This window comes from Clostridium sp. Marseille-P2415 (assembly GCF_900155545.1).
Lineage (GTDB): Bacteria > Bacillota > Clostridia > Lachnospirales > Lachnospiraceae > Lacrimispora.
Map to the genome: position 1 here is coordinate 2,168,946 of NZ_LT732526.1, position 23,197 is coordinate 2,192,142.

A 23,197-nucleotide genomic window follows, 5' to 3' on the forward strand; every position below is an offset into this window, starting at 1 on the left:
ATAAGGTCCCCCACTAAAAAGATGATTCCTATGTGCATAGATTCCTTCCCGACCATTACCGAAAGTTATATCATTCCTCAATTTGTTTCCGGAATCAAAACACAGCGAGTTACTTTCACATTACTGCCAATATCCTTCTCTGTAAATGTAACTTCCGGAAGCCCGTCAAACTCTTTATAGCTAATTTTACCTTCCGGATCGGTAATTTTGATATACCTTTTTTTGCTTCCAATATAGGAATCTAATTCCACCTCTGACCATCCCAATTGTTTTGTCTGTTTTTTATTTTTAACCGTGAGGCCACAAAAATTCCAATAACCAGCATAATAATCCGTTTTATTTCCGTGGTATCCTTCGTAAGATAAATCCGATATACTTGTATAGATCTCATTTTTCATTTTATAAGTACCAACTGGCAAATCCTTTCCCACCTTATACATTCCTGTGGCAAAAACCAGCTTTCCTTTCTCCCCATCTTCTCCCTGGTACCGAATGGGAGAAATTTTTGGCTCTTGATCCAATGAAATTAAGATACATCCCTCTAAATTTACAGCTAATTCATCTCTAATAGTCACATATCCAAAACGACTGATTGCTCCAATTAATTCATCTCTCTCGTTTGATATCGCGCTGCTTCCCTCTAATATTCCCATTGAAAGTACAAAATACTCTCCCTCAGGTATTTCTTCCCCAACTTTGTATGAGCCTTCATAATATATTCCGTCACGACTGGGCAGCGAAAAGTCAAACTTATCTATCGGAGTCATAAAAGTACCATCGTCTATAGAAACTATATCTCCTTCATTTAATAAAAAATATGACAGAGAACTAAGCCAACGATCTTCTTTATTCTCGTCCTTCCTATTTACTGTGACATCAAGCGTATAACCATCATCTATATTTTTGCCTAGATAAAGCCCTTCTTGAATATCTTTACCGACGGTATATTTTCCCGCCTTTATCCATTCCCCCGACCAACTATCAATTTGCAGTAGTCTCCTTTTCTTTTGTTTTTCATTCTCCCTGTAATAATCCCAATATCCATCTACCTGCTCTGCCATCTCTCTAACATCATAACCGCCATAAATATCATATCCGTTTCCCTCATCCTCTGAATATTTAAAACGCACCTCTGGCGGAGGATTTCCAAAGCACCCTGTCAGAGTAATTAAAACAGAAAACCATAGTAGAATAATTGACAATTTACCTGTTTTTCTTTTTACGACGAGCATCAATCCCCTCCTGTATCATTTCTGCATCAGACTGTGTTCCCTCATTTGTATTATCGCCATAATTCCCTGTGAGAACACTTTGTAAATATTTTGCTGCTGCCTCTTTTTTATCTTTATCTTTTATCAGGTCTGAAAGTAATTGTGCTGCTCCTGCCCCATATTTTAAAACTGCATCATCCACCGGTGTTGTGAAATATTCGTCTCCTACATACCCATACAGCCAGTTTCCTGCATAATCCGGCTCAAAATATCCTCCTCCCTCTTTTGGCCAGGGTGCTGCCCAAATGGAAAATCCAGATGAAATCGTTGTTCCTGGGTACCTGAAACCTCTGGATTTTAAATCTATAGGGTTGTCGGTGTACACCATATTAAAAAAGTTTACCAAATCATTCTTATGACCTGTAACAGCTTCCATAGAACTTAATTCTTCACCTAATTCTTCTAAATCGCTTATAATATTAGTATTAGCAAACAGTTCATGAATCCTATCCATATCTTTTTGTGAAATTTCCTCACCCCTCTCATATTTATCTCGAATTACTTTATAATTATCAAATTCCTCTTTATACTTCACATAAATTTTGTTTTCATATTGAGCGATTATCTGATCCATCTCTTTCAGATCCTCATTTTGAAATAATTTAGCTTTTGAATTCATCGAATCACTAGGAATAACAGAAAAACCCATTTGTATGTTTCCCTTAATTTTTTCATCCCAATGAAGCAATTGATGAATACGTCCCCTGACACAAGCCTCCATATTCTCCAATGCAAGAGCAATTCCCGCCTTTCCCAACTTAGCAATCCCTAATCCCAAACCTGCCGCTGCAGTTAAAAGCTGCGAAGCCATATCATTATTATCAGAATCGTCCTGATTAGCAGATGTTTTTCCGCTCCCTGCCTCCGGCTGCCCTGACTCAACGATTTCGATTTCTCCCCCATAGATGCAGTACAACTTAGCACCGCCCATCATAGGGCGTTTTCCACCAGTTTCCACTCCATCCTGTCCATGGTCCCATTCCTGCGCTATGATATGAGGCGTGCAGACTCCCACCACCTGCGGCACTCCTTCCTCCGCAGGTGCTTCCTGTTTCTTTTCCTTCTTCCCTCCGGTGAAGAAACCCATCACCTTATCTAAAAAGGTATCCGGGCAGGCTTCTTCTACTGCCTTCTGAATCTTTTCCGCCTCAGCAGCCGTACTGGGATTTTCCATGCTGTAACAGCCTCCGAAGCAGATCACGTTATCTTCACCTTTGCAGTCCTTTACGGTCATCTGGGCCTGTCCCCTTAAGAAAACTCCATGTGTTTTCTGAAGCACAACCTGACTTGCCCTCATCCCCTTGCTGCAAGTCGAACACGCTCCGTGAACAACGTAAGTATCCGTCAATTCTGCCATGCTTCCACCTCAACTTCCTTCCATATAACTCCGATCACATTTCTGCGCAGCAGGCTTTCCACTACCTCTAAGCTAACAAGCGGATTGGGAAATCTCTTATCATTCAGCAGGAACACCTTATGTTCCCCAACCTTTTTCGGGTCCAGAACCAGCCTCTTTACACTTCCGTTGGAATAAAATTCCGTCTGACCGGAAAACATGTCCAGACGTTCCAGTAGGAGGTGGTGGTAAACCATAATCGTCTCCTGTTCCTTACTTGCAACGGTTACTGTCTTAAATATCATATCGTCCTCATACATATCCAGCACTTTTTTTACCTTATCCGAGACTAAGTAAACCGGACTCTGTATGAAATCAGGCGCTGTTTCCCCGCTGTCCTCTGTCAGATACATCATGTTTGATTCCGCCAGTTTTTCTGCATCCTCCTTATAGAAGATATGTCTGGGGCCGCAGATATCAAAGTCACGGAAACGGATCTGATCCTGCAGGGACTTGTCCTGCTCCATCGTAAAAAATCTCATTATTTTGCCCCCCTGTCGATCAAAATTGTCTGAAGCTGTTCCGGCTCCAGGTGAAGAAAAGGCACATCCTTCTCCATAAAGATAGAATAGGACAGGTCTGCACCACTAAAATCATTGTCTTCCCATACGCAATTGACGAAGTCTGCCTGTCGCATCACCGCATTCTGGAAGCTGCAGGCCTTTATCGTACAGTTTTTAAACTGTGCACCGGATAAATCTGCCTCAGTAAAACGCAAATTTGTCAGAGAGCAGTTCTCAAACTGGCTGAAAAGCAATAGCTTTCCCCTGCAGTCCGAATCTCTTAATTCCGCCTGATACCAAAATTTAGAAACCATTGCAGTCTCCTGCTCACCGGTCAGACGAAGTGCCCTGTCCCAGTCCTTCTGCTCTTTTTTCTCCCGGTCCACGCAGGCAATGAGCTCGCTTGCATCCCGGTATTCCCCCCAGTAGATCCCCCAGGTATCAAGTTTTGGAATGTCGGCGAAATCCCGGTTTTCTTCAATATCGCGGAATAGGAACCGAAGCTGCCCTGCCAATATCTGATTCCACTCCATGGCAGTCTCCAGCAGAAAATTGGATATATCATGGCGGCCGACCTTACCCATATATTTCCTTTCGTCCAGTTCCAGACGCTCCCTGATTTCATCGAGCATGGAAAAGAGAAAATCTAAGGAAAACGTCACCTCTGCAGGCGACCTATCCATATACCACCTGGCATCCATTGCCTGAGCCAGCACGTTATATTCTTTCTTCAATATGTCAATCCGCAGAAGTGAAAAATAGAAAAACATGATTTTTTCTTTCTCTCCCCGGGTTATCTCTTCCCTAAGAGAAGAAAAAGCCTGTTTGATCACGTTTGACACTTCCTCTGCCTTTTCCTGCAGTTCCATGAAAAACTGCCTTTTTTTCTCTTCCAGATAGTCTTTTTCTTCCTCTTTCCATTTCTCCAATGCTTCCTGTCTTGTCATGCAAACCTCCTAATCCACTTTTACCTCAGTTCCCTGGATATATAACTTGCCATCGGCAGGCATCTGTATCGTACCTCCCTTGACACAAGATACTACTGCAGTCTCAAGTGCCTTTAATGAAACTGCTTCCTCTGCTGCTATTTCCAGATTATTTTCAGCCGCAATGTTAATGGTTCCTTTTGCATTAAGGGTAACATCCCCGTCCTTTCCGATCTTTACACTGGCCGAACCGCCGCTGCATGCAAGATAAACGCCGTCTTCCGCCAGCTTCATTTCCTGACCGTAAGGATTGCTCAAATACTTTGTAGAAGGACTTCCCATTCGGTCAGGCACTCCACCGTTCTTTCCGTCATAGGAGCTGACTGCGCTGACTGCAATGGCATCCTTTGTGTATTTCGAAGGAAAATAAACCCGGACGTTGTCCCCCTTTTCCGGCATATAATACCAACCGCTCCCATCGGTTGATGCGGACAGAGTTGAGAACGGAAACCAGTACACATCTTCGGTTCCTGACTCATGATCAATGTCCAAATGAATCTTGATCCTGGTTCCTGCCACCTCCAGGACGGTTCCCTGAAGAGCCACTCCAATCAGGTGCATGGGATATTTCATTCTGGCAAGGATCCCCTCTTTCTTTTGAAGCTGGCATCGGCAATATATCAGCCCCCGTACCAGTTCATAGGAAAAGCTGCGGATTACAAACTTCCGTCCTTTATCCTCTATCTGCTCAAAAAATTCCGGTACATGGTTGGTCTCAATGTCCATTATAAGGAAATCATTATCATGAACCGTTCCTCCCTGCAAAAGCCAATAGCTGTACTCTCCCATTTCTTTCCGGAATCCTGTCTTTTCATATTCCCATTTTCCCTGGGGAATTTCCGGAACTCCTCCGTACAGCTTTATGGAATCTGCCCCGGGACGGCATGCAAGGACAGCATTCAGCATGGAGAGCATTCGCTTTAGAAATTCCCAATCTGTTTCCTTATACTGGACTGCAATTTCTCCCAATGGCCGGTCCGGTATGGACAGTTTGATGTCACTTCCCGGATATTCAGACAGGATCGTCTGAAACAGCTGGCTGTAAGTCATGTTCACATCCTGGAAAGATCTGGACCGCTTTTTTTGATCCATCAGTATGCTTCTGCTCTTGACCTCTGCCGAAATCTTAACCGTCTCCCCTGCTCCGGCCACACTTACTTTTGTTAAAATCCCGGAAAATAAAAGATTTCCCTCTCCTACGCATACGGTTATGGAATCATTTTCCGAAAACCGGAACAATGTCTCTTCTCCATTCTCTCCGGCGAGATAGCCGCTAAGCCACAGATTCCCATGACCACCCGGCGAACAGTCTATTTTAAGCTCTGTCAGATCCTTTACCGGAATTCCATTTATAACAATCTGTTCCACCGCATATGCCATAAAACCGCCTCCTAATTCTCATGAATCTCATCTCCGTGAAGTCCCACCGTTCCCTTTTTTACCTCAATATCAGCTCCTGACTGGCAGGATACCTGGATTGCAGTCTGTGATTTGATCGTCAGGTCTTTTTTAGCCGTAATGTTTAAACTCTCTGCAGCCAGGACCGTGATATCTTTCAATGCGTTCAGGATCACTTCTCCATTTTTCTTTAGAAGAATGCTTCCCTGGCTCTTCCCTGCCGCAATTAGGACCCCCTCTTCTGTCATCTGCACCTGGTTTCCCTGAGCCGTCTGGATGTTTCTGTGATTGGGATTTCCCATGGAATCTGATGAATTTCCCGCCTGTGGCTCATGTCCCTTAACGTTTGTCACCACGTAAGCTTCCTTTTCATCGTCAACCGGGAAATAAACCCGGACGCTCTCTCCGTTCTCCGGCATACAATACCAACCGCTTCCGTCGGAGGAAGCCGCAACGGTAGAAAAGGGGAACCAGTATTTTTCTCCGTTACCCGCCTCTATATCCATATTCACCTGCACCTGATTTCTCTTTACGGCAGCGATTACGCCGTCAATGGAAATCCCTGTAATTTTCCCGTTGTAATATGGCAGTATTTTCAGGCTCTCTTTCTGTCTGAGACGGTACCGGTTTTTTAGCAGTCCATCCTCCAGTCTCCGCACTGCCGATTCTATGTACCAGGAAGTACCTTTATAGATAATCTGGCTTCCAATGGAAGCAATGTCGTAGGTTTCTACCTCGTAAACTGTATTTTGGGATTTTGTCACTTCTCCGAGCCCATTTTCCTTCATCGCCTCAAGCTGTATAAAGTCCTGGGAAAGCTTATAGGGAAGCCTGTTCCAATCCCGGTCTTCCGGCTTTGGAGACAGTCCAGCCTCAAAACGGATATCAGGAAATGCAGGGTCCGGATAAAGATTCTCCTTGTATTTGGATAAAAAACGCTTTAAAAACTCCCAGTCCGTTTCCTCATACTGGACAACCAGCTGACCGATTGGTGTATCCGGTATATGGATCATGTAGTCAGAACCTGCATAAGTACTCATTACCTGGCCGATCAGCTGGCGGACTCCCATCTGAGGGTTTTGAAAGATGCGTTTTCTCCGTTCCACATCCATCTGACGGGTTCCATCCCAGGCTTCCATTATGACCACATGTTCATCGCCATCCTTATCCATTGCGATCCTGTCCAGCACACCGTAGAACAGTACGTGATCCTTCCCGTCTTTCCGGTATACCAGGGAAACGTTATCCCTGATTTCATGAAAATCATTTTCATCCATCTCACTGTCTAAAACAGCTTCCACATACAAAGATGCATGTTCTCCCGGTTTTTCATTGATCCTGATCCTTCGGAAATAAGCGATCCCCATGGCCCCCAGAAAGAGGTCTTTGTAGGTAACTGCCCCATTGTCATTCGGATCGTCCTTCTTTTCCATGCTCTCCACTTAAGCCACCCCCTTCTCTGTCAGTCAGACAGTTGTTAAGCGCCACCACCATAGCTTCCAGGAAGATTCCATAAGTATCCTGTTCCTCCTTCATGCAATTGTAATTTCCTGTAAGCTGCTCTTCCTTTCCTCTCATTCGAAATACGATATTATATAGCCAGCCTTTTCCTGTCGGTACGTCGAAACAGATATACTCCACGTGATCCAGCTGCTTTTTCTTTACGATTCTGGCGTGCATCCGGTTGGCTGCCATACCGTTAACGAGCATGTTGGCCCATTGGTTTAAAGACATGGGCTTTATGCGTTCCCTGGGCCAGGATATGATCTGGCTTACTTCATGGGTATGATTGACATAAATAATCCCTTCCTGATCCTCCTTAGATGCCTGGTAAAAACTTTTAAAAACTACAAGAGGAATATGACCGCCCGAGTATTCCCGCGTCTCAAATTCAAACAGTTCTCCGTTTTCAAGCCGCATTTTCCCCGCCATGATACCATCGAGAGCTTCTTCTAAGGTCAGTTTCTTTTCCGGTGCCTTTTCTTTTTCCCTCTCCGACTGCTCCCTTTCTTCCTTTTCTTTTTGCCTCCTTGCACGTTCCAAAAGTGCAATCTTTTCATCCAGATTCATCTTTTCCCCTCCTGTCTACAGCAGCATAACGCTTCTCTTTCCCTGGCTGCTTAAGCCTCGTCTAGTTTCTCCGTTTCTCTGATTTTTCAAAGTTTCCAAAAGTCCTCTGTATATCCCTGCATTTCCTTTGTTTTCATAATCCTCTCCCTGCCGGGCGGAAAGATATTCCCGGAGGCAGTCAGCCGTTACAAGGCCATGGCTCGACAGTGCGGTCATGGAAAAGCTTGCGTCTAAGGGATCTGATGGCCGGCTTCGCATCATTTCCTTTGAAAACTGTCTGACGATCTGCGGATTTAACGTGCTTCCTCCAGCCGCAGCATAGGGCTGGTGAACCAGATTTATGGTATCATATTCCGTGGAATAGTCCTCAAGATTCTCATGACTGTCCCGGAGCCTGGCACCTTCCTGAAGCCGGAACCTGCAAAGTTCAATCTCACACGCCGGATCCGGTTTCTTATCCTCCAAAAGGATTCTTGTGTTTCCCACGATCTTTCCTGCCTCTCTGACCTCAGCCAGAAATTGCACCTTTAAATAACGTACTCTGTCCTCTGCTTTGCATTCCAACACATAAGGCTGCTCCATAAAATAAAGGCTTCCCTTCCGGTAAATCATGCCCGGAGAGATCGTCAGCCTTCCGTCATCCCAGGTAATTTGGCATCCGCTTACTACCCCATCGCCAAATCCCTGAAATGACAAATCAATAAAGTTTTTCGGGTAATCCCTCAGTTTGTCCAGCATCTCAACCCTTAGAAGCCGTTTCTTTTCAAATTGGGGATAATCATACTGAAACATCCCATCGCCTCCCATCAGCACAAAATAATCTCATCCATTAACATGGTTTCTTCCATTCCCATAATTCCAAAATGGTATTCATAATAAATATCCACATGATAAGGCAGTTCCACAAACATTTTAATTAAAAAATCCATTTTCTCCACAATGACCTTATCCTTCTTAACACCGATATAGACCAGAATCTCAAAGGAATTCTGATTGCTGTGGTATACAATGTTATTGGGAATCAGCGCCTCCATCATATCCTTAAACAGATCCAGGGAGCTTCCCGTTTCATACTGCTTAAGCAAACCGCTTAAAACGGTTTCCCTTTCATCCCGGTTAAAGAGAGTTATGGCTTCACTCGCCAGCGTGCCAAACGCGTGTTCCGTGAAATCACGGTAAAGAAGTTTTTTATGATATTCCTCCCTGGTCATGCCGGAAAGTGCATCATTCTGCATCAGCTGGTGAAAAATCAAATGAAAAAGATTTTCCCTGAGCTTTGGAAACTCCTTTAAATCCGGCTGGAAGAAATCCTTAAAAATGTTGTAAAACCGATAATATGGATTGATTTCAACGGCCGCCCCCTCTTCCACCTCTTTTTGATTCAGATAGGGACTCGATAATTCCATATAAGTGCTGAATTCATGGGGCATCTGAAACCGGATGCTCTTTTCCGGCACTTCCTGCTTTTTTAATTGCAGCATTAATTCCCATAAATAGTTCATACAAGCCTGCCTCCGCATTCATACTCGGGATACAGTTCCTGTACTTCTGAGGTAATAAAGCTTGCCAGATCCCTTAAAAGCCATGTTTCCTTTCCTTTTGGCTTAAAATATACGGTAAGCTGCTTTTTTCCTTCCCTGTCCCGGATCTCATCTTCCATAAAAAAATTCATGGGGTAGGTTTCCAATGATTCCTGACCTTTTTCTGTCAGGGCACAATCCTGGTATTCAATATAATCCTCCAGGCCAAATCCGCGGATAAACCGTTCCAGTTCTCCTTTTGTTTTAACCATCTGCCCTGTTTTTCTCTGAAAACGCTCCGCAAATCCGTCTTTTCTTAAATTCTCCATGACCGGATATGTATAACGGTCGATCTTATGGTCCACGCCGCTCCGGATCATGTACACATCCCATTTCTTTGCATTTGCAACCTGACCGGTAACCAAAAGCTTGTCTCCGCTCTGGCGGACATTCCGGATCCCTGCCTTTTCTTCTACCAGGTAAGCATGTTCCGTTCCATAATCCCGGATGGATATGACATGTTCAAAATTTTCATAGTCACCGCAGGCCACAGGAAACCCCACACTTTCCAGCTTTAAATGCCGTATGTTCCATATGGGTACCATGTCGTAATGGATAAACCGGTTGTACTCCCCAAAATCGGCTCCGAAATTTGTCACAGTTTCCCCGTCCTTTGCCTCGTCCGGAAGGCTGGTAATACAGATGTCTGCCATTTTAAAAAGATAGGGAGCATTGATGGTTTTCCACGGGATGCCGTTTTTCATAAACAGGTGATAAAGATGTTCCATTTCTTTCCGATAACGCCCGCTTGGTTCCAGCCGGATACTTACCGGATATTCTTCGCCTGCTTTCAATATTCCGGTATAGTCTTCCTGGTTTTTTAATACCTCCGCCACCTTTAGGGCATCACACTCAAGGAATACGGTAGCCAGACGGAATTTCCCCTCTTCCTTCAGCTTCTTCCTCACATCGGAAATCTCATAGGAGGGATTCTCCAAATCTTCTTCACACATGGGAGACATCAGATGATGGGATTGATCCAGAAACGTCCGCTCCATCAGTCCGGTCCGGATCAGATAACGGTTGATATCGTATACCAGATCGTTCATCACCCGTTCCTCCAGCATCCGGTACATCCGGACGTTGGTTTCATATAGCTCCAGAAATACGCCCTCCATTAAATTTTTAAATACGATCCGTTCCTCTAAATTGCTGATTGACCGGATTTCCTCCCGGATCATTGCCTTCATTTCTTCGATCTGATCCATCACTTCTTCGCCTCCTGCCTCTTATTTCCATTCCTGTTTTCTCCATATGAGAATGAATGGAACAATGCATCACTATTCTGAAACAGTCCTGCTTTTATTGGATTCTGGTTATCCTGATATTCACTTTTTTCTGCTGGTGTTGTATTTGGTTTTACAAACTGGCTCATTACTTTTTCTGCCGCACTATAATCCTGTTTCCCTGTCATAGACTGTGAGATAAATTCAACCCCAGCCAATGCCAGTGTTACATCTCTCACTTCGGATGCTCCGCCGCTGCCTCCTTCTATGGTTGAATCCGCTCCGGCGTTCCCTCCTTTTCCTGTTTTTTTATACAATACTTTGCCCGTACATCTGCACTCAATATTTCCGGACTCGTCAAATTCGATTGCATTATTTCCGGTTTTTCCGGCTTTCAATTGAATTCCATTACCAGCTTTTATCTGCAGGCGCTTAAGACCCTCCCCCGCTATTATATTCCCTGAAGCTGATAATTTCAGGGTTCCGGCAGAATCCAAACGTAAAATACCATCTGATGTCATTTTAACTGCTGCATTTTCTTTCCCCGTTGAAAATCTGACGCTTTGCATATCCATGCAAAGTTCATTGCCATTCTCATTCCTCATAGACTGAATCCTGATTGGTGGATCGTCAGTTTGTGGGACAGTGCCTTCCCTCATGGCAGAGGCTGCAAATCCATTCCCTTCTTCTTCATCAGGAAAATGAACTTCAACTTTTGCCCCTACCTCAGACATATAATAACCTATCTCATTATTTTCTCCTGCTTCAAATGGAAAATATGGCATATTTTGACCAGTGATGTCTTCCATTAAAAAATGAAGCTTTAGTTTGTTACGCTCAATATCAATAATCGATGCCCACTCCCTTGCATGGGCTATATGGTAATTTGGTAAATATGAAAATTCTGCTTCCTTGCTGTAGATCAGCTGCATATTGTACTGAATATCTTCTCGATTCGTAACCAGACTGACGGATTTAACAAAACATGTTCTACTTTGATTTTTTACCGTATCACCGATTTTATATTTTAAATAAGAACTGATCCAATCTGTTTCCTGCTTCTTTAAAAGGTTAATTTTTATTGTTTCCGGTTGTTTGTTTATCTCATGGATTTCCTCATGAAGGGGTCTGCCAAATGAAAATTGAATTGTCTCGCCAGCAGGATCAGGATTAATCCCATCGTGAAAGTGAGAAGCAAGCCTTTTTATAAACTCCCAGTCCGTTTCATCATACTGAATTAAGAGGTGAGGGATTTTTTTATTTTCTGTCACTTTATCTATAAATGAGGAATTTGGATATTCTTTTAGAATTGTGCCGATAACCTCCTGATATGTCATATCCAGGTTTTGAAATACTCTTTTGCGTTTTATCATATCCATATGGTAGGTAACCGTAAGCGCTTCCAGATAAAAATAACAAACCTGCATTCTTTCTTCCAAATGCAAATCGGTGATCAGTCCGCAAAAAATCAAATGTTGGTTTTGATCCTTAACTATTACCTTTTTCTTTTCGTCTAATTGTGATACCAGTTGGTTAAAACGTTCTTCCTGACAAATCCCATTTAACGTCAGATGTGCATGCTGATTGATTTCTTCCATGATTATTAAATCATAAATATTGGTCAATTCCATTTCCAGTGATATTGTAAACTCTTTGTATGTATAGTCCATAGGCTTCCTCTCTGGTCCTAAAAATGAACCTGTTTATCATTTAAACTGCAATTGGTAATTGATAACATCCTCAATCCATTTATCTTTCTCATCTTCTAACCGGTTGATTATAGAATCAGTTTCCTGTTTTATACTATCCATTGTTTTATCAATAAATTTGTCTGCACTTTCTTTTGCTTTACCTAAGGAATACGTTACCCCGTTAATAGCCGTTTCAGCCAGATCTATATTCAGATTAATCTGATCTGCCATTTTTTTCAGCTTATTATCCATAAAGGTCTTATCAAACAGTCCTTTTTGGGAATTGATCCAATACTTTGCTGGTTTAGACTGAATGATTTTATTATTTTCTACAGCCTTTTTTACTCTCTCTGCAAGTGAAAGCTTCTTAACCGCACTTAAATCCATCTGACCGTTATCTTCCACAGTGATGATTCCGCCCCGGCAACAGCCTAACACCGATTTTTTTAAAACTGCCTCTACCTTTTCTCCATCAATGTATAATACCTTATCCGGTTCAGTAATTACCCATTCATGATAGATTTCCGGCATACATGGTTCTACTCCGCCTGATTCACTGTCATCCATGATCAAACCAGGCGCATCGGCAGAACACTCACAATCCTGCATAGCAATATTTTCCCCCGGTTTGTTGTCTTTTTTGGAAGCGACTGCTTTGTGCTGGATCATGTTTCCATGGTTCTCTATGTTTTTTAAATCTCCTAAACCACCGCAGTAAGGACACATCAGGATGGCTCCCTCCACCACAAAACTGGTATCCTCCTGATCCAGTTTAAATTTTGAAAAATCCACATGGTACATTTCTGAAAGTTTTCTGCATATGGCATCTTCTCTGCTCTTATTTACTCTGGAGTAGACTTCCTCCGCCTCAAGAACACAATCCCAGTAATGGTCATTCCACTTAGTTGAATTACTTCCGTCTTTTGCATACAAAAGTCCAGATATTTTCTGGGCAATGGTTCTTTTCACTCCTTCCGGCAACGCATCAATCTCATTCATCATTGAAATCTTATTTGCTATCCTGGATGGAACAAAGGTACGGTTTACTACTTTAACTTCAGATTTTAAATAGTAGTTGGGCTTATGGACATGAAAAAAATACATTTTGAAATTAAAATTTTTATCTTGCAGATCCGCATTTATATAATCTACACCGGAGTCAAAATAAATTGAATTTTTATCAAGTCCTGTTTTAGCCAAGAGCTGGCTTACAGGATCTCTGTATTCATTAATGTTGTAAATGATACTCTTGGCATATTTTTGTTTTCCGGCTGATATTTCACTCAGGAAAGTTTGTGATTCTCCCTGTCCGTCATAAGAATATACCTTATCAATGAGACCCTCCGGCAGCAGATAGGCACAGGAAGCAGCCATATTTCCGCCTTTTGAATGACCGGCTAAAGTTATGTGATCCAACCCGGATTTTATCACGTAAGCTGCTGCTTCTTTTTGTGATGGAGTTTGGGAGGAAAAAATAGCTGCAAGATTGTCATCCCATTGACTGTCACCTGCAGTACCACGGAATACGATGGTGGGATTTACCTCATTTTCCGGATCTACAAGCGTCATGGCCCGGAAATCGGTTTTTTCATTATTACTAAAATCTTTGATTTCCATTCGCATTAATGTATCGGAATCTTTGATTTGGTCGATGACATCCAGGAATTCTTCTTTGGTCATTTCACCGCCGATTTTTTCTTCTACATCTAAGCTTGATACATTACTCTCCATTAAATCTACTAAATCACTCAACTTATTACTTTTTAGTTCTTCATAATTTTCATTCATAGTGGTTCCATATATTAAACTAACAAGTTTTGCTGCATCTTTATTTGTTATTTCTGCCAAATTTTTTCTCCTTTTGTTTTGTAATCAAATTTTTTCATAAGTAAATTATTATTTATTGATCTCAGGCTTCACCTGACAGAATATATATCCTTAATTTCCCTTATCATTACTGTTAATTTCTATTTTAAATTTTTCTTCCTTTTCCATTGATCGAATTCGTTTGTATGATGTTTCGGTATCATCCGAATATACCGCCAAATTCTTTTTTTCTTCTCTTATCACATCAATAGAATCAAAATCGTCTTTGTTTTCTATGACATAGTAGATAAACTTCATACTTATATTATCAATATTATCTTTAAATTCATTAAGTAGTAAAAAAGCACTTTCTTCTGATTTTTGTTCTACTGTTTTTTCACTGTTATGTGTATATATGTATATATATATTGTTGGTTGAAACCTATAACTCTTAAAATATTCCTCTATTGATGAAGCCGGAGTAACATAATTTTCAAATGTTATGTTTCCAACGGTTTCAATTGATAACTTGTATCCCTCTGGTAATACTCCGTCTAACCTATCCTTGAACCTTTTTCTTAATTCTTCTCGAAGAAATTTCCAACAATAACTGTCGCGTATTTCCTCTATGCTGCGGTCTTTTTCAGATATCGGATATACATAAACACGAAATGGGAAATCCGAGGCATCTTCTGCATAAACTTCATAATAAATAGAAGAACCATCTTCCGAAAAGGGGATGGGTGATCCTCCGCCAGTATTCTTCCAATTTGGATTTATGTTAAACTTCTTTCCATACTTTTCTTCCAGATGTTTCTTAATTGCATTCGGATACTGATCTGTTATAACTTGTACTTTTTCTTTACCCCTTTTATGGTAATCTCTTACCTCTTTTACAAATAAGATAACTAAAGTGAAAATGATTATACCAACAACTATTCCTGCCATTACCAGAACTTTGACCATAAATACCACCATATTATTAATTGAATTTTTATTCATATTACATTTTTTACCTTCCTTTTCTCTTAAAATTAGTACTGATTATCAATATATTTGTTCTATATATTCAGTTTAATTTTATTAAGTCCAGTTTCAGCTTAAAGATGGCTTATAGGAACTCTTCTTTGGCCATTTCGCCGCCAAATGTATCAGTTACATTTGAATTAAATATATGTTCATCCACCATTTCAACTAAATCGCTTACAGTTCCGATTTTCCCTAACTTTTCCCAATCTTGATATATGGTGCGATCATATATTAAACTGACAAGTTTTGCTCCGTCTTTATCGTTTATATTTTCATTTTTTTCACCAACTATTCTTATTTATAATTTTTACTAAAATTAAATTCTTATCTCTACTCTACTTATCATTTGTATTAATTTCTGTTTGAAATTTCTTTTCTTTTTTCATTTGATGAATCGATTCAGGATAATTGCTTCCATATATTATCAAACTTCTTTTCTCAAGCTCATTTACATCAATAAGTTGAAACTTTTCTCTATCTTCAACTAGATAATATGAAAACTTCATACTCATATTATTAGCTTTTTCTCTAAACTCATTAAGAAGCAAATAAATCTTCCGTTCTGTTTCTTTTTCAATACTCCATCATTGGCTCCTTTTGGATTAATTATAAATTTTTTACCATATTTTCCTTCCAGATGACTTTTAGCTTTATCAGAGTAACCTTCGTGTATTTGTACGTTATCAGGTTTATTTCTTAAATTATTTTTTAAATATTTTATTGTAAATAAAAGTATTATAAAAATAATCACTCCAATTACTGCCCCAACTACCACGAGTACTTTTACCATAATTTCTACTGCATTATTAATAGAATCTTTATTCATATCTATAATCATCCTTCCATAAACAATCTTTATTATGCTAGAAGGTCGTTACTCCGTTGATGTCTTAATTTTGATACGTCATTCTCCATAATAGAAACCATACCACTTATCTTATTACTGTAACATTCTTATTATTTTTTAAATTTGCTTCCAATCATTATATGCTGTTGTTCCATATATTAAGCTAACAAGCTTAGCTGCATCTTTATCTTTTATTTCCTCAAACTACTTCACCTTCCTCATTTACTAACAATGCATACTCATTATTTATCATCAGTATCAATCTTTATCTCAAATTTTTCATCCATATCTATAGACCAAATTGATTTCTTGTATACTTTAGGATTATCATCTTCATATACTATAAAATCTTTTCTTTCTTCATTTTCCACATCAATATACGCAAATTCTTCTTTATTTTTGTTACATAATAAATAAAATTTATACTTACGTTATTATTATTTTCTTTTAACTCTTTTAATAGCTGGGTTATATCATTTTTTACTTTTTGTTCTGCACTTTTTTATTTTCAGATGCAAATACGCATATACTAATTCTTGGCTGAAGTTTATCTTCTATTTGCGAATCAGGAGTAACGTAATTTTCAAATGTTGTACCCCCATATATACTAACAAATACCTTATACTCCTCAGTCAATGTCTCATCAATTTTCTTTTCAATCTTTCTTCTTAACTTTTCACGCAAAAATTTCCAGCAATAACTATCTCTTATCTCTTTTATGCTGGCATCAGACACAGATACAGGAGTAACCTCTACAATAAATGTATAATCTGGATCGTCATTTTCATATACATAATATGTCGCTGTATAACAACCATGATAGAACGGAATTGGTGAGCCTCCATAACTGTAGTCCTTGGGATCAACAATAAATTTTTTTCCATACTTTCTCTCCAGATAATTTTTTACAACATCAGGATACGTCATATGTATTCCTGTGTTCTTATGGTCTAACTCAGCTTCATCTCTTAATTCTTTTATAAAAAACACTATAAGTAAAAAACAATTACCCCAAATATTATAGCAAAGCCAATCATCATCTTTACCATAAATTCCACCGCTCTATTAACTAAGCTTTTATTCATACCTCCCCCGAAATCCATAATTTATTTTTTAATCATCAGTACAAATTGCGTAGTCCAGACATGCCTTTTCCATATGTATCCCTGTAAACGGTCTTCGCAATATGCTCTCCACTACATCAAGGTTGACAATAATCTTACGCTCTCTTATCCCAGATACCTGAAAAATCTTTCTGTTCCCTATTTTCTCCTCATCCAACACCAGTTTTTTCAGTGAATGATCCGGATAAAATTCTGTATCTTCTCCAAGGCAATCTACCTTTTCCAGTACACAAAGCCAGTAAACCTTCTGTATCTTATTGACCCTGTCGCTTAGAATGGTGCAATTACATTGCAGCCTGGTCTCATAACTGCAAAATATCATTTTTAACTGATCTGAAATCAACAAAAGAGGTATTTCAATTAAATCCGGATAGTAATTATCAACATTACCTTTCACCATAAAATTAAAGCTTCTCTCTTTAAAAGGTACATTCTGCAAATCCAGATTAATTTTCCGTCCCGGAGACCGGATAGTTTTAAACTCCTCAGGTAATCGGTCTTCATCAATAGTAACCGTATTCTTAAAGGTTTCATCTTGTGACAATACGAAGTATTCCAATCCCTCACCCCCTAATCGTATATCCGGATGCCGCTTAACTGTTCTTCCGTAAGCGCCAGATGATGCAGTTCCTCCTTCTTAAACTTTGCACCAGACAATCTGGTTTCTGCAAATACTGTATTTTTCAATATTGCTTCCCTGAAATCCGCCCCTCGAAAATCCGCTCCCGTAAAATCTGCATTTGTCAGATTTGTATTCGTAAAATCCGCTCCTATGAGGCTAAAAATATTACAATTGAACAAATTGGGAGGTGTAATAGAAGCCATTGAATTTGTAAAGTCTCCTTCTGATAAATCACTGTCCGAAAAATCTGCGTCAAATAACAAAGCTTCCTTCCAGGATGTATTCTTCAGATCGCAATGATGGAAGCATGCTTTTAAAAAAAAGCCCCCATCAAAGTTCGAATCCGACATATCCATGCGATAAAAATTGCTTTTCGTAAAATTTATTCCAATTAACTGAAAATTCCTTAATTTCATGTTTTCATATATCTTACTATAAAATTGAATGTTACTTTCTCTGTAATTTTCCAGAAGTTTCTGCAGTTCCTGGTTATTATCACTTAACCTCTCTGTTATATAAACCTCATCAAAGCTTCCTTTATACTCACCGGCTGTAATACAAAAATCATCCATCACCTTCAGCTTCGACAGCTTATGGATATATTTTTTTCTTATTGCAAATCTGGCTATCTCTGTTATATACCGGATAATATATGGAATATACTCAGTCAACATAATGTTTTTTAAGTCAGCGCCGGTAACTTCTCCTTTAAAATCTCTTAAACATTGATGTAGATTATCTTCTAATTCCCACAGGTATTTAAATAAAACTTCAGCATCCCATTCTGTCCATATTGCATTGGAATCAAGGTAAAACTTCTCATCATATGCATAGATTTTTACTCGTCCATCCCTCTTTACGTATCTGCTCCTTAAAACACATATGCTGATACAAAAAATGTTTCTTTCCGGATACTTCCTCTGTTCTTCTTCAATCCGTTCTATTAAACGTTCAAATGACCGGCTTAATTCTTTACTCAGCGGATCCATGTTTTCACGGCAAAACCGGTCCAGTTCCATCATCTTCTCTGTCCCCTGGATAAGAACACTGCCAAAATCAAATTGCTTTAATAACTTCTCCCGTTCCATATGTAATCCTCATTTCATTAATTTGTATAAACTTCATTTCCTTTCAGCTCAATCACACCATCCTGACTGATATTGATCTCTCCTTTTCCTCCGCATACCATATTGATACAATCTGACGCATTCATCTTTATCTGATTACCGGCCTCTATAAAAATATCTCCGGCTGAATGAAGGATGATTTTCGAATTAGCGGAAAGAGTCAGGACTCCTTTCTGATCAAATGTTGCAACACAGGCCCCATTCGCCGATATGTTGATTTGTTCCGGAGTCCAGGCCACTTCCATCCCCTGCGGATTACGGATATACCGTCTTCTGTAGTCTGCCATCCTGTCTTTTTCCTGCGGCCCCGGCTGATATTCGCTTACAGAACTGGAAGCATAGGCATTCTTCTCATCCGAATCAGGAAATATGATCCTTACCTTATCTCCTGTTTCCGGCATGCAATACCAGCCGCTTCCGTCTCTGGTGGCATATACGGTAGAATATGGGAACCGGCATGATTCTCCAACGCCTGTATTTGAGTCAGTATTCTGCCCACTTTGTTCCTCCTGTACCCGGACTTTCACGATATCCCTGTTCACAGCTTCAACCTTTCCCATAACGGATTTTCCCGCTAACATCTCATTGTATGTTTTCCTTTGGTTCAGTCCTTCTTTTACGCATAACTCATAACGATGAACCAGAACCGCATGTTCCAATACACTATGGGCTGATTTTACGCACAATTTCAATCCTTTATAAATTACTTCTTCCCCTAAATTGAGCCATTCATCCATGCAAACGGTATATGTAATATATTCAGCATCAACCGCTCTATATTCAGGAACGTCTAATGCTTTTTTATACGCTTTTAAATCTTTTTTAATCTGATATCCGCCTTTTGAATTTTCCACATCTGTGTACAATTTCGGAGTACCAACATAATATGCCGGATGGGCAACTGTACAGTCAGCAATGATCCCCTGCTGCTTATGGGAAGCCAGACGTTTCATAAATTCCCAGTCCGTTTCCCTATACTGCATTAGAAACTGGTCTGTCTTTGTTAAATAATTATCACTTATAACAGCATTCGCTCCTGTATATTCTGAAGCAATGGATTGAAAGATCTGTGTATATGTACCATCAGTATTATGAAATGGTCTGGTCCTTTTGGTCATGTCCAGCAAAACCGTATGAGAACAGCCCTTTACCCGAAGTACGTAAAACTCTCCCTGGTGCTTCAGTTCTGTTTCAGTGATTAATCCTCTGAATAAAATTTTTCCGTTTTTATATCTCACTATCATTTCAGTGCCAAAATTCAATTCTCTGGTATAATGACCTTTTTCCTCCTCATTGATCCTTCCCGCCACTTCAAAAAGCATATGTTCGTTTATGTTCCTGTTGATTTCTATCTCATCTATTTCTATAAAATGAACTGGTTCTGTCTTTAATTCGCCACAGCTTATAATCCCTTCACATTCCATGTTTCCCCTCCTGCCGCAATGATCCGATCATTGCATTCATTACAATTTTCCAAAATGAATAGTTACTTTCTCTCATATTAAAATCAAGGATGATTGTCCTGCTGCACATGGTAAATAAAATAATATAATCAATCTGCTTTTGCTCTGGCATTGAATGAGCAGCCGTAAAATAAAAAACTTCGATCCCGTTAACTTTTCTGCTTCCAGACTGGTCAAATTGTGTTTGCTGTTTCGACCGCAGCATTTGTTCCTGATAATATTTTTTAATGGACTCCAGATCAATGGATTCATCATAATCAATCTCTTTAATCACCAGTGCCAGATGCTCTGACTGAGAACGAAACATAATCAGGTTTTCTTCTTTGATTTGATTTTGAATTAGATTTAAAGGAAGGCACATTGAAAATAAATCAAAAAAATCTTTGCGCTCCAAATTCAAATTTACAGCTTGATTGATTTCTTTTCGAACTCTTTCCAGCTTCTTTAATGCATTTTTTTTAATATCCTCTGTACTTTCCTCAACCCTATCCTTTGCTTCTTCTGTCCTTTCAATACCAGCCAAGTATAAATCTATATCCATTCTTTCCATGGAATCCCTACTTCCTTCCATCAAAAAAGTTCTCTTCCCACGTATCATCCTCAAAATCAAAGAAGGTCTCCCTTCCTTTGTAAAGCACTTCATTCTCCCGCAGCACCGGAAGCACGAGGAAGCCCCAGCGCTTTCTGGATACCCATACAAAGAACTTCATTTCCCCTTCCAGTATGGTATCCGTTTCCTCCTGAATCACGCTTCCCGCGTATTCTTCGTCGATCTCCTCCTGGGTGGTCCGCTCAAACTTTGCGGTATCGTATTCAAAATAATAGGTTTTTAAGCGTTTTCCCTTCTCATCATTTAAATAAAGATCCAGCTGCTTCCCGACCATGAAACGGGAAATACAGCCGATATGCTCTTCCCGGTCCAGGCTGCGGATCAGGATCTTTTCCTGGTTTTCGTGGGTGTACGCCATGATCTCATAGGGAAGCGTCCGCACCTGATAATCCTGGTTCACCTTCATATAGCCGCGCTTACAGTTCATAAAATAAGCGAGCGCTCCTTCCAGGCAGCACATTTTAAGCTCCGACTCATCCGCTTCTCTCTTCGCGCTCTGGATCAGCTTTCCGGGGACATATTGTTTCAAAGCCTCGGTAAACAAACTGGATTTACAGGATTGCCCGGTCAGCTTGATCATTTCATATTCCTGAAGCTCCCCCTGTTCAAATTTCTGATCCAGAAAACGCTCCATCAGGTTGTAAATATCCGGCCTTAAAACCATCTCAATTTCATTTAAATACAATGGAAAGCAGATCTCCTGGCCGATATGGGTAAAATGTCCTTCCTGAAGAACCGACAATTTCCATTTGTCCAAAAACATCCCCTTCCTTTCTGTTTCCTTGCTGGTACCGATCCAAAGCTCATACTGGAACCTGGTCTGGAAAAATGACTTCTTCACCTCTTCCGCCAGCTGGAACAGATAATAATAGTTGTTCTTTACATTAAAATACTGCTCCCGGCTCCGTTCCTCATAATCCTTAAAACGGGTCGGAAGAAAATCCTCCGCCTTTCCGTATCCCTGGTTTAGCCTCTGGCAGTAGTTTCCCTCTGATGGAATGTCAAGATTCTCCTCTTCCAGATATCCCAATGCCGCTGCAATCTTGATTTTTAACATCTGCAGAATACGGAAAGTCAGGTTATTGCCTCCGAAATTCGTATCTCCGTTTTCATATCTTGTCTCTAAATCAATGGTATAGGACACCCGGCTGTTGTCAATGCAGAACCTGCCGGAGGTCAAATCCGTGGTTCCGCCTCCGCAGTCAATGATCAGCGCATGGTACCAGCGTTCCCTCTCATACCGGTTCTGGCTGATCATTCCGTAAATGCTGTTAAAAAGCACAGCCATCCCTTCATCCAGTTCGCAGCTGACATTATATTCCGGAAGCAGTTCTTTAAACAGCTCCTGAAACTTTTCCTTCTGCCGGATAGGCGCCAGGAACTGGATATTTTTAAACCGGCATTTAAACTGCTGCTTTGCCAGATCGATCAAATACTCCAAAAAGGCTTTCAACATATCCCTGCGGGAAATCTGGTACTTAAAACCGCTTTTTAAGATAACGCCTTCCTGCCGCCCTGCATCGCTGATCCACCGCTTGATGTCGAAGAATACAGGGACATCCTCATCCTGATAATTCTGGCCGCCCATTGTAAGCGCCTCATACCCGAATACAAATCCATGCCTGCCTTCCCTGCTTTCCTCCACTCCAATCACACTGGGAATGATATGGCCATTCCCGGCCCTGGCAATTCTTGTAGTGCCGTCAGGCAAACATATGCCCATGGTCGTGTTGGAGCTTCCGAAGTCAATGACCAGAGGAAGGTCTGTGTCCGTCACTTCCCGGACCTCTATATCGAGAAGCGGAATCCGGATTCCATCCATATGCCCCGGAATGGCGGAATAAGTCCCCTGGTAGCAGTCATAAAGGAATTCTGAATCCCGTTCATTCGGGAAATACAGAATAAAATACTGGTGCTTTCCGAGCGGCAGGATGGGCATATCTTTTCCCTGAAACAGAAAGCATTTATCATCTATTTCTTTTATGTAAAAACAGGTATAAACCTGAAAGTTTTCGTCTATAAGCAATAAATTCCCTTCGTATAACGGGACATCCGATTCCACCTTATAATGATCCAATTCACTCAGACCGGTACCCTGGTAAATTACGATCGTTCCCGGAATCCTTACATTCTGGCTGGAGCTGATGTCTATCAGATTCCGGTCAAAAAACTCCTGAAGGCGCTCCAGCCCGCCTTCATACTCTGTATCGATATGCCGATAATCCTTCTGTCCCCGGAATCGCATGATCAGCCGGAGAAGTCCTTCCCGGTCCATGGAATTTCCGGAAGGCAGGACTAGCTTCTCCTTCCGGCAGACCTCCTTCAGCTGGAATGTTGTCATTTTCTCAAGTTTGCTTCTTTTATAGGTATTCTTTTCCGGTTCTTTCCTTCCCGGGTGTAAGGTATAGGTATATCGGCTCATGTACATTCCTCACTTTGCTATTTATT

At 40.6% G+C, this 23,197-nt stretch carries 20 protein-coding genes; all 20 read right to left on the reverse strand.

The window, feature by feature from the left end; translation table 11 throughout:
• Positions 1–77 precede the first annotated feature (77 nt).
• The 20 genes from BQ9856_RS14890 to BQ9856_RS14985 all read right to left on the reverse strand — a co-directional run bounded on the left by BQ9856_RS14890 (position 78) and on the right by BQ9856_RS14985 (position 23,171).
• Positions 78–1,232, reverse strand: coding sequence for a hypothetical protein (locus BQ9856_RS14890; protein WP_077611730.1), 1,155 nt, complete (start codon positions 1,230–1,232; stop codon positions 78–80).
• Positions 1,204–2,628 carry a DUF4280 domain-containing protein gene (locus BQ9856_RS14895; RefSeq protein ID WP_077611731.1) on the reverse strand — a complete coding sequence of 475 codons (1,425 nt, stop codon included), beginning with the start codon at positions 2,626–2,628 and terminating at the stop codon, positions 1,204–1,206. Before BQ9856_RS14895 ends, BQ9856_RS14890 begins: the two co-directional genes overlap by 29 nt.
• Positions 2,616–3,149, reverse strand: coding sequence for a hypothetical protein (locus BQ9856_RS14900; RefSeq protein WP_077611732.1), 534 nt, complete (start codon positions 3,147–3,149; stop codon positions 2,616–2,618). The genes BQ9856_RS14895 and BQ9856_RS14900 overlap by 13 nt, the downstream gene beginning before the upstream one ends.
• Positions 3,149–4,117 carry a pentapeptide repeat-containing protein gene (locus tag BQ9856_RS14905; RefSeq protein ID WP_077611733.1) on the reverse strand — a complete coding sequence of 323 codons (969 nt, stop codon included), beginning with the start codon at positions 4,115–4,117 and terminating at the stop codon, positions 3,149–3,151. The genes BQ9856_RS14900 and BQ9856_RS14905 overlap by 1 nt, the downstream gene beginning before the upstream one ends.
• Before the next feature lie 9 nt (positions 4,118–4,126).
• Complete coding sequence (locus tag BQ9856_RS14910; protein WP_077611734.1) at positions 4,127–5,536, reverse strand: contractile injection system protein, VgrG/Pvc8 family; 1,410 nt, start codon at positions 5,534–5,536, stop codon at positions 4,127–4,129.
• An 11-nt stretch (positions 5,537–5,547) separates the two neighbouring features.
• The gene (locus tag BQ9856_RS14915; protein ID WP_139348711.1) at positions 5,548–6,987 is read right to left on the reverse strand and encodes a contractile injection system protein, VgrG/Pvc8 family; all 1,440 of its coding nucleotides are present in this window, start codon (positions 6,985–6,987) and stop codon (positions 5,548–5,550) included.
• Positions 6,962–7,624, reverse strand: coding sequence for a hypothetical protein (locus BQ9856_RS14920; RefSeq protein ID WP_077611736.1), 663 nt, complete (start codon positions 7,622–7,624; stop codon positions 6,962–6,964). The genes BQ9856_RS14915 and BQ9856_RS14920 overlap by 26 nt, the downstream gene beginning before the upstream one ends.
• 15 nt (positions 7,625–7,639) lie before the next feature.
• Entirely contained in the window at positions 7,640–8,416 is a 777-nt protein-coding gene (locus BQ9856_RS14925; protein ID WP_077611737.1) for a hypothetical protein, read from the reverse strand.
• A 14-nt stretch (positions 8,417–8,430) separates the two neighbouring features.
• Entirely contained in the window at positions 8,431–9,126 is a 696-nt protein-coding gene (locus BQ9856_RS14930; RefSeq protein WP_077611738.1) for a hypothetical protein, read from the reverse strand.
• Positions 9,123–10,412: a hypothetical protein gene (locus BQ9856_RS14935; RefSeq protein ID WP_077611739.1), complete on the reverse strand. Its 1,290-nt coding sequence runs from the start codon at positions 10,410–10,412 to the stop codon at positions 9,123–9,125. Before BQ9856_RS14935 ends, BQ9856_RS14930 begins: the two co-directional genes overlap by 4 nt.
• Positions 10,412–12,100: a contractile injection system protein, VgrG/Pvc8 family gene (locus tag BQ9856_RS14940; protein ID WP_077611740.1), complete on the reverse strand. Its 1,689-nt coding sequence runs from the start codon at positions 12,098–12,100 to the stop codon at positions 10,412–10,414. The genes BQ9856_RS14935 and BQ9856_RS14940 overlap by 1 nt, the downstream gene beginning before the upstream one ends.
• Positions 12,101–12,136: 36 nt before the next feature.
• Entirely contained in the window at positions 12,137–13,969 is a 1,833-nt protein-coding gene (locus tag BQ9856_RS14945) for a PAAR-like protein (protein ID WP_077611741.1), read from the reverse strand.
• A 90-nt stretch (positions 13,970–14,059) separates the two neighbouring features.
• Positions 14,060–14,929: a hypothetical protein gene (locus BQ9856_RS14950; RefSeq protein ID WP_077611742.1), complete on the reverse strand. Its 870-nt coding sequence runs from the start codon at positions 14,927–14,929 to the stop codon at positions 14,060–14,062.
• Positions 14,930–15,464: 535 nt separating this feature from the next.
• Positions 15,465–15,782 (reverse strand): hypothetical protein, encoded by a 318-nt coding sequence (locus BQ9856_RS14955; protein WP_077611743.1) that lies wholly within the window; start codon positions 15,780–15,782, stop codon positions 15,465–15,467.
• 501 nt (positions 15,783–16,283) lie between these two features.
• Positions 16,284–16,730 carry a hypothetical protein gene (locus tag BQ9856_RS14960; protein WP_077611744.1) on the reverse strand — a complete coding sequence of 149 codons (447 nt, stop codon included), beginning with the start codon at positions 16,728–16,730 and terminating at the stop codon, positions 16,284–16,286.
• A gap of 186 nt (positions 16,731–16,916) precedes the next feature.
• Positions 16,917–17,486 (reverse strand): imm11 family protein, encoded by a 570-nt coding sequence (locus BQ9856_RS14965; RefSeq protein WP_077611745.1) that lies wholly within the window; start codon positions 17,484–17,486, stop codon positions 16,917–16,919.
• An 11-nt stretch (positions 17,487–17,497) separates the two neighbouring features.
• Entirely contained in the window at positions 17,498–18,637 is a 1,140-nt protein-coding gene (locus BQ9856_RS14970; RefSeq protein ID WP_077611746.1) for a pentapeptide repeat-containing protein, read from the reverse strand.
• Between the two features lie 17 nt (positions 18,638–18,654).
• Positions 18,655–20,100, reverse strand: a complete 1,446-nt coding sequence (locus BQ9856_RS14975) for a contractile injection system protein, VgrG/Pvc8 family (RefSeq protein ID WP_077611747.1) — start codon at positions 20,098–20,100, stop codon at positions 18,655–18,657.
• On the reverse strand, positions 20,090–20,689 hold the full coding sequence (locus tag BQ9856_RS14980; RefSeq protein WP_139348712.1) for a hypothetical protein: 600 nt from the start codon (positions 20,687–20,689) through the stop codon (positions 20,090–20,092). The genes BQ9856_RS14975 and BQ9856_RS14980 overlap by 11 nt, the downstream gene beginning before the upstream one ends.
• A 7-nt stretch (positions 20,690–20,696) precedes the next feature.
• Positions 20,697–23,171 (reverse strand): hypothetical protein, encoded by a 2,475-nt coding sequence (locus BQ9856_RS14985; RefSeq protein WP_077611749.1) that lies wholly within the window; start codon positions 23,169–23,171, stop codon positions 20,697–20,699.
• Positions 23,172–23,197 lie beyond the last annotated feature (26 nt).

Coding starts and splice junctions, on each gene's coding strand:
- BQ9856_RS14890 (WP_077611730.1), bottom strand. CDS start 1,232: ATGCTCGTCGTAAAAAGAAAAACAGGTAAATTGTCAATTATTCTACTA.
- BQ9856_RS14895 (WP_077611731.1), bottom strand. CDS start 2,628: ATGGCAGAATTGACGGATACTTACGTTGTTCACGGAGCGTGTTCGACT.
- BQ9856_RS14900 (WP_077611732.1), bottom strand. CDS start 3,149: ATGAGATTTTTTACGATGGAGCAGGACAAGTCCCTGCAGGATCAGATC.
- BQ9856_RS14905 (WP_077611733.1), bottom strand. CDS start 4,117: ATGACAAGACAGGAAGCATTGGAGAAATGGAAAGAGGAAGAAAAAGAC.
- BQ9856_RS14910 (WP_077611734.1), bottom strand. CDS start 5,536: ATGGCATATGCGGTGGAACAGATTGTTATAAATGGAATTCCGGTAAAG.
- BQ9856_RS14915 (WP_139348711.1), bottom strand. CDS start 6,987: ATGGAAAAGAAGGACGATCCGAATGACAATGGGGCAGTTACCTACAAA.
- BQ9856_RS14920 (WP_077611736.1), bottom strand. CDS start 7,624: ATGAATCTGGATGAAAAGATTGCACTTTTGGAACGTGCAAGGAGGCAA.
- BQ9856_RS14925 (WP_077611737.1), bottom strand. CDS start 8,416: ATGTTTCAGTATGATTATCCCCAATTTGAAAAGAAACGGCTTCTAAGG.
- BQ9856_RS14930 (WP_077611738.1), bottom strand. CDS start 9,126: ATGAACTATTTATGGGAATTAATGCTGCAATTAAAAAAGCAGGAAGTG.
- BQ9856_RS14935 (WP_077611739.1), bottom strand. CDS start 10,412: ATGGATCAGATCGAAGAAATGAAGGCAATGATCCGGGAGGAAATCCGG.
- BQ9856_RS14940 (WP_077611740.1), bottom strand. CDS start 12,100: ATGGACTATACATACAAAGAGTTTACAATATCACTGGAAATGGAATTG.
- BQ9856_RS14950 (WP_077611742.1), bottom strand. CDS start 14,929: ATGAATAAAAATTCAATTAATAATATGGTGGTATTTATGGTCAAAGTT.
- BQ9856_RS14955 (WP_077611743.1), bottom strand. CDS start 15,782: ATGAATAAAGATTCTATTAATAATGCAGTAGAAATTATGGTAAAAGTA.
- BQ9856_RS14960 (WP_077611744.1), bottom strand. CDS start 16,730: ATGACGTATCCTGATGTTGTAAAAAATTATCTGGAGAGAAAGTATGGA.
- BQ9856_RS14970 (WP_077611746.1), bottom strand. CDS start 18,637: ATGGAACGGGAGAAGTTATTAAAGCAATTTGATTTTGGCAGTGTTCTT.
- BQ9856_RS14975 (WP_077611747.1), bottom strand. CDS start 20,100: ATGGAATGTGAAGGGATTATAAGCTGTGGCGAATTAAAGACAGAACCA.
- BQ9856_RS14980 (WP_139348712.1), bottom strand. CDS start 20,689: ATGGAAAGAATGGATATAGATTTATACTTGGCTGGTATTGAAAGGACA.
- BQ9856_RS14985 (WP_077611749.1), bottom strand. CDS start 23,171: ATGAGCCGATATACCTATACCTTACACCCGGGAAGGAAAGAACCGGAA.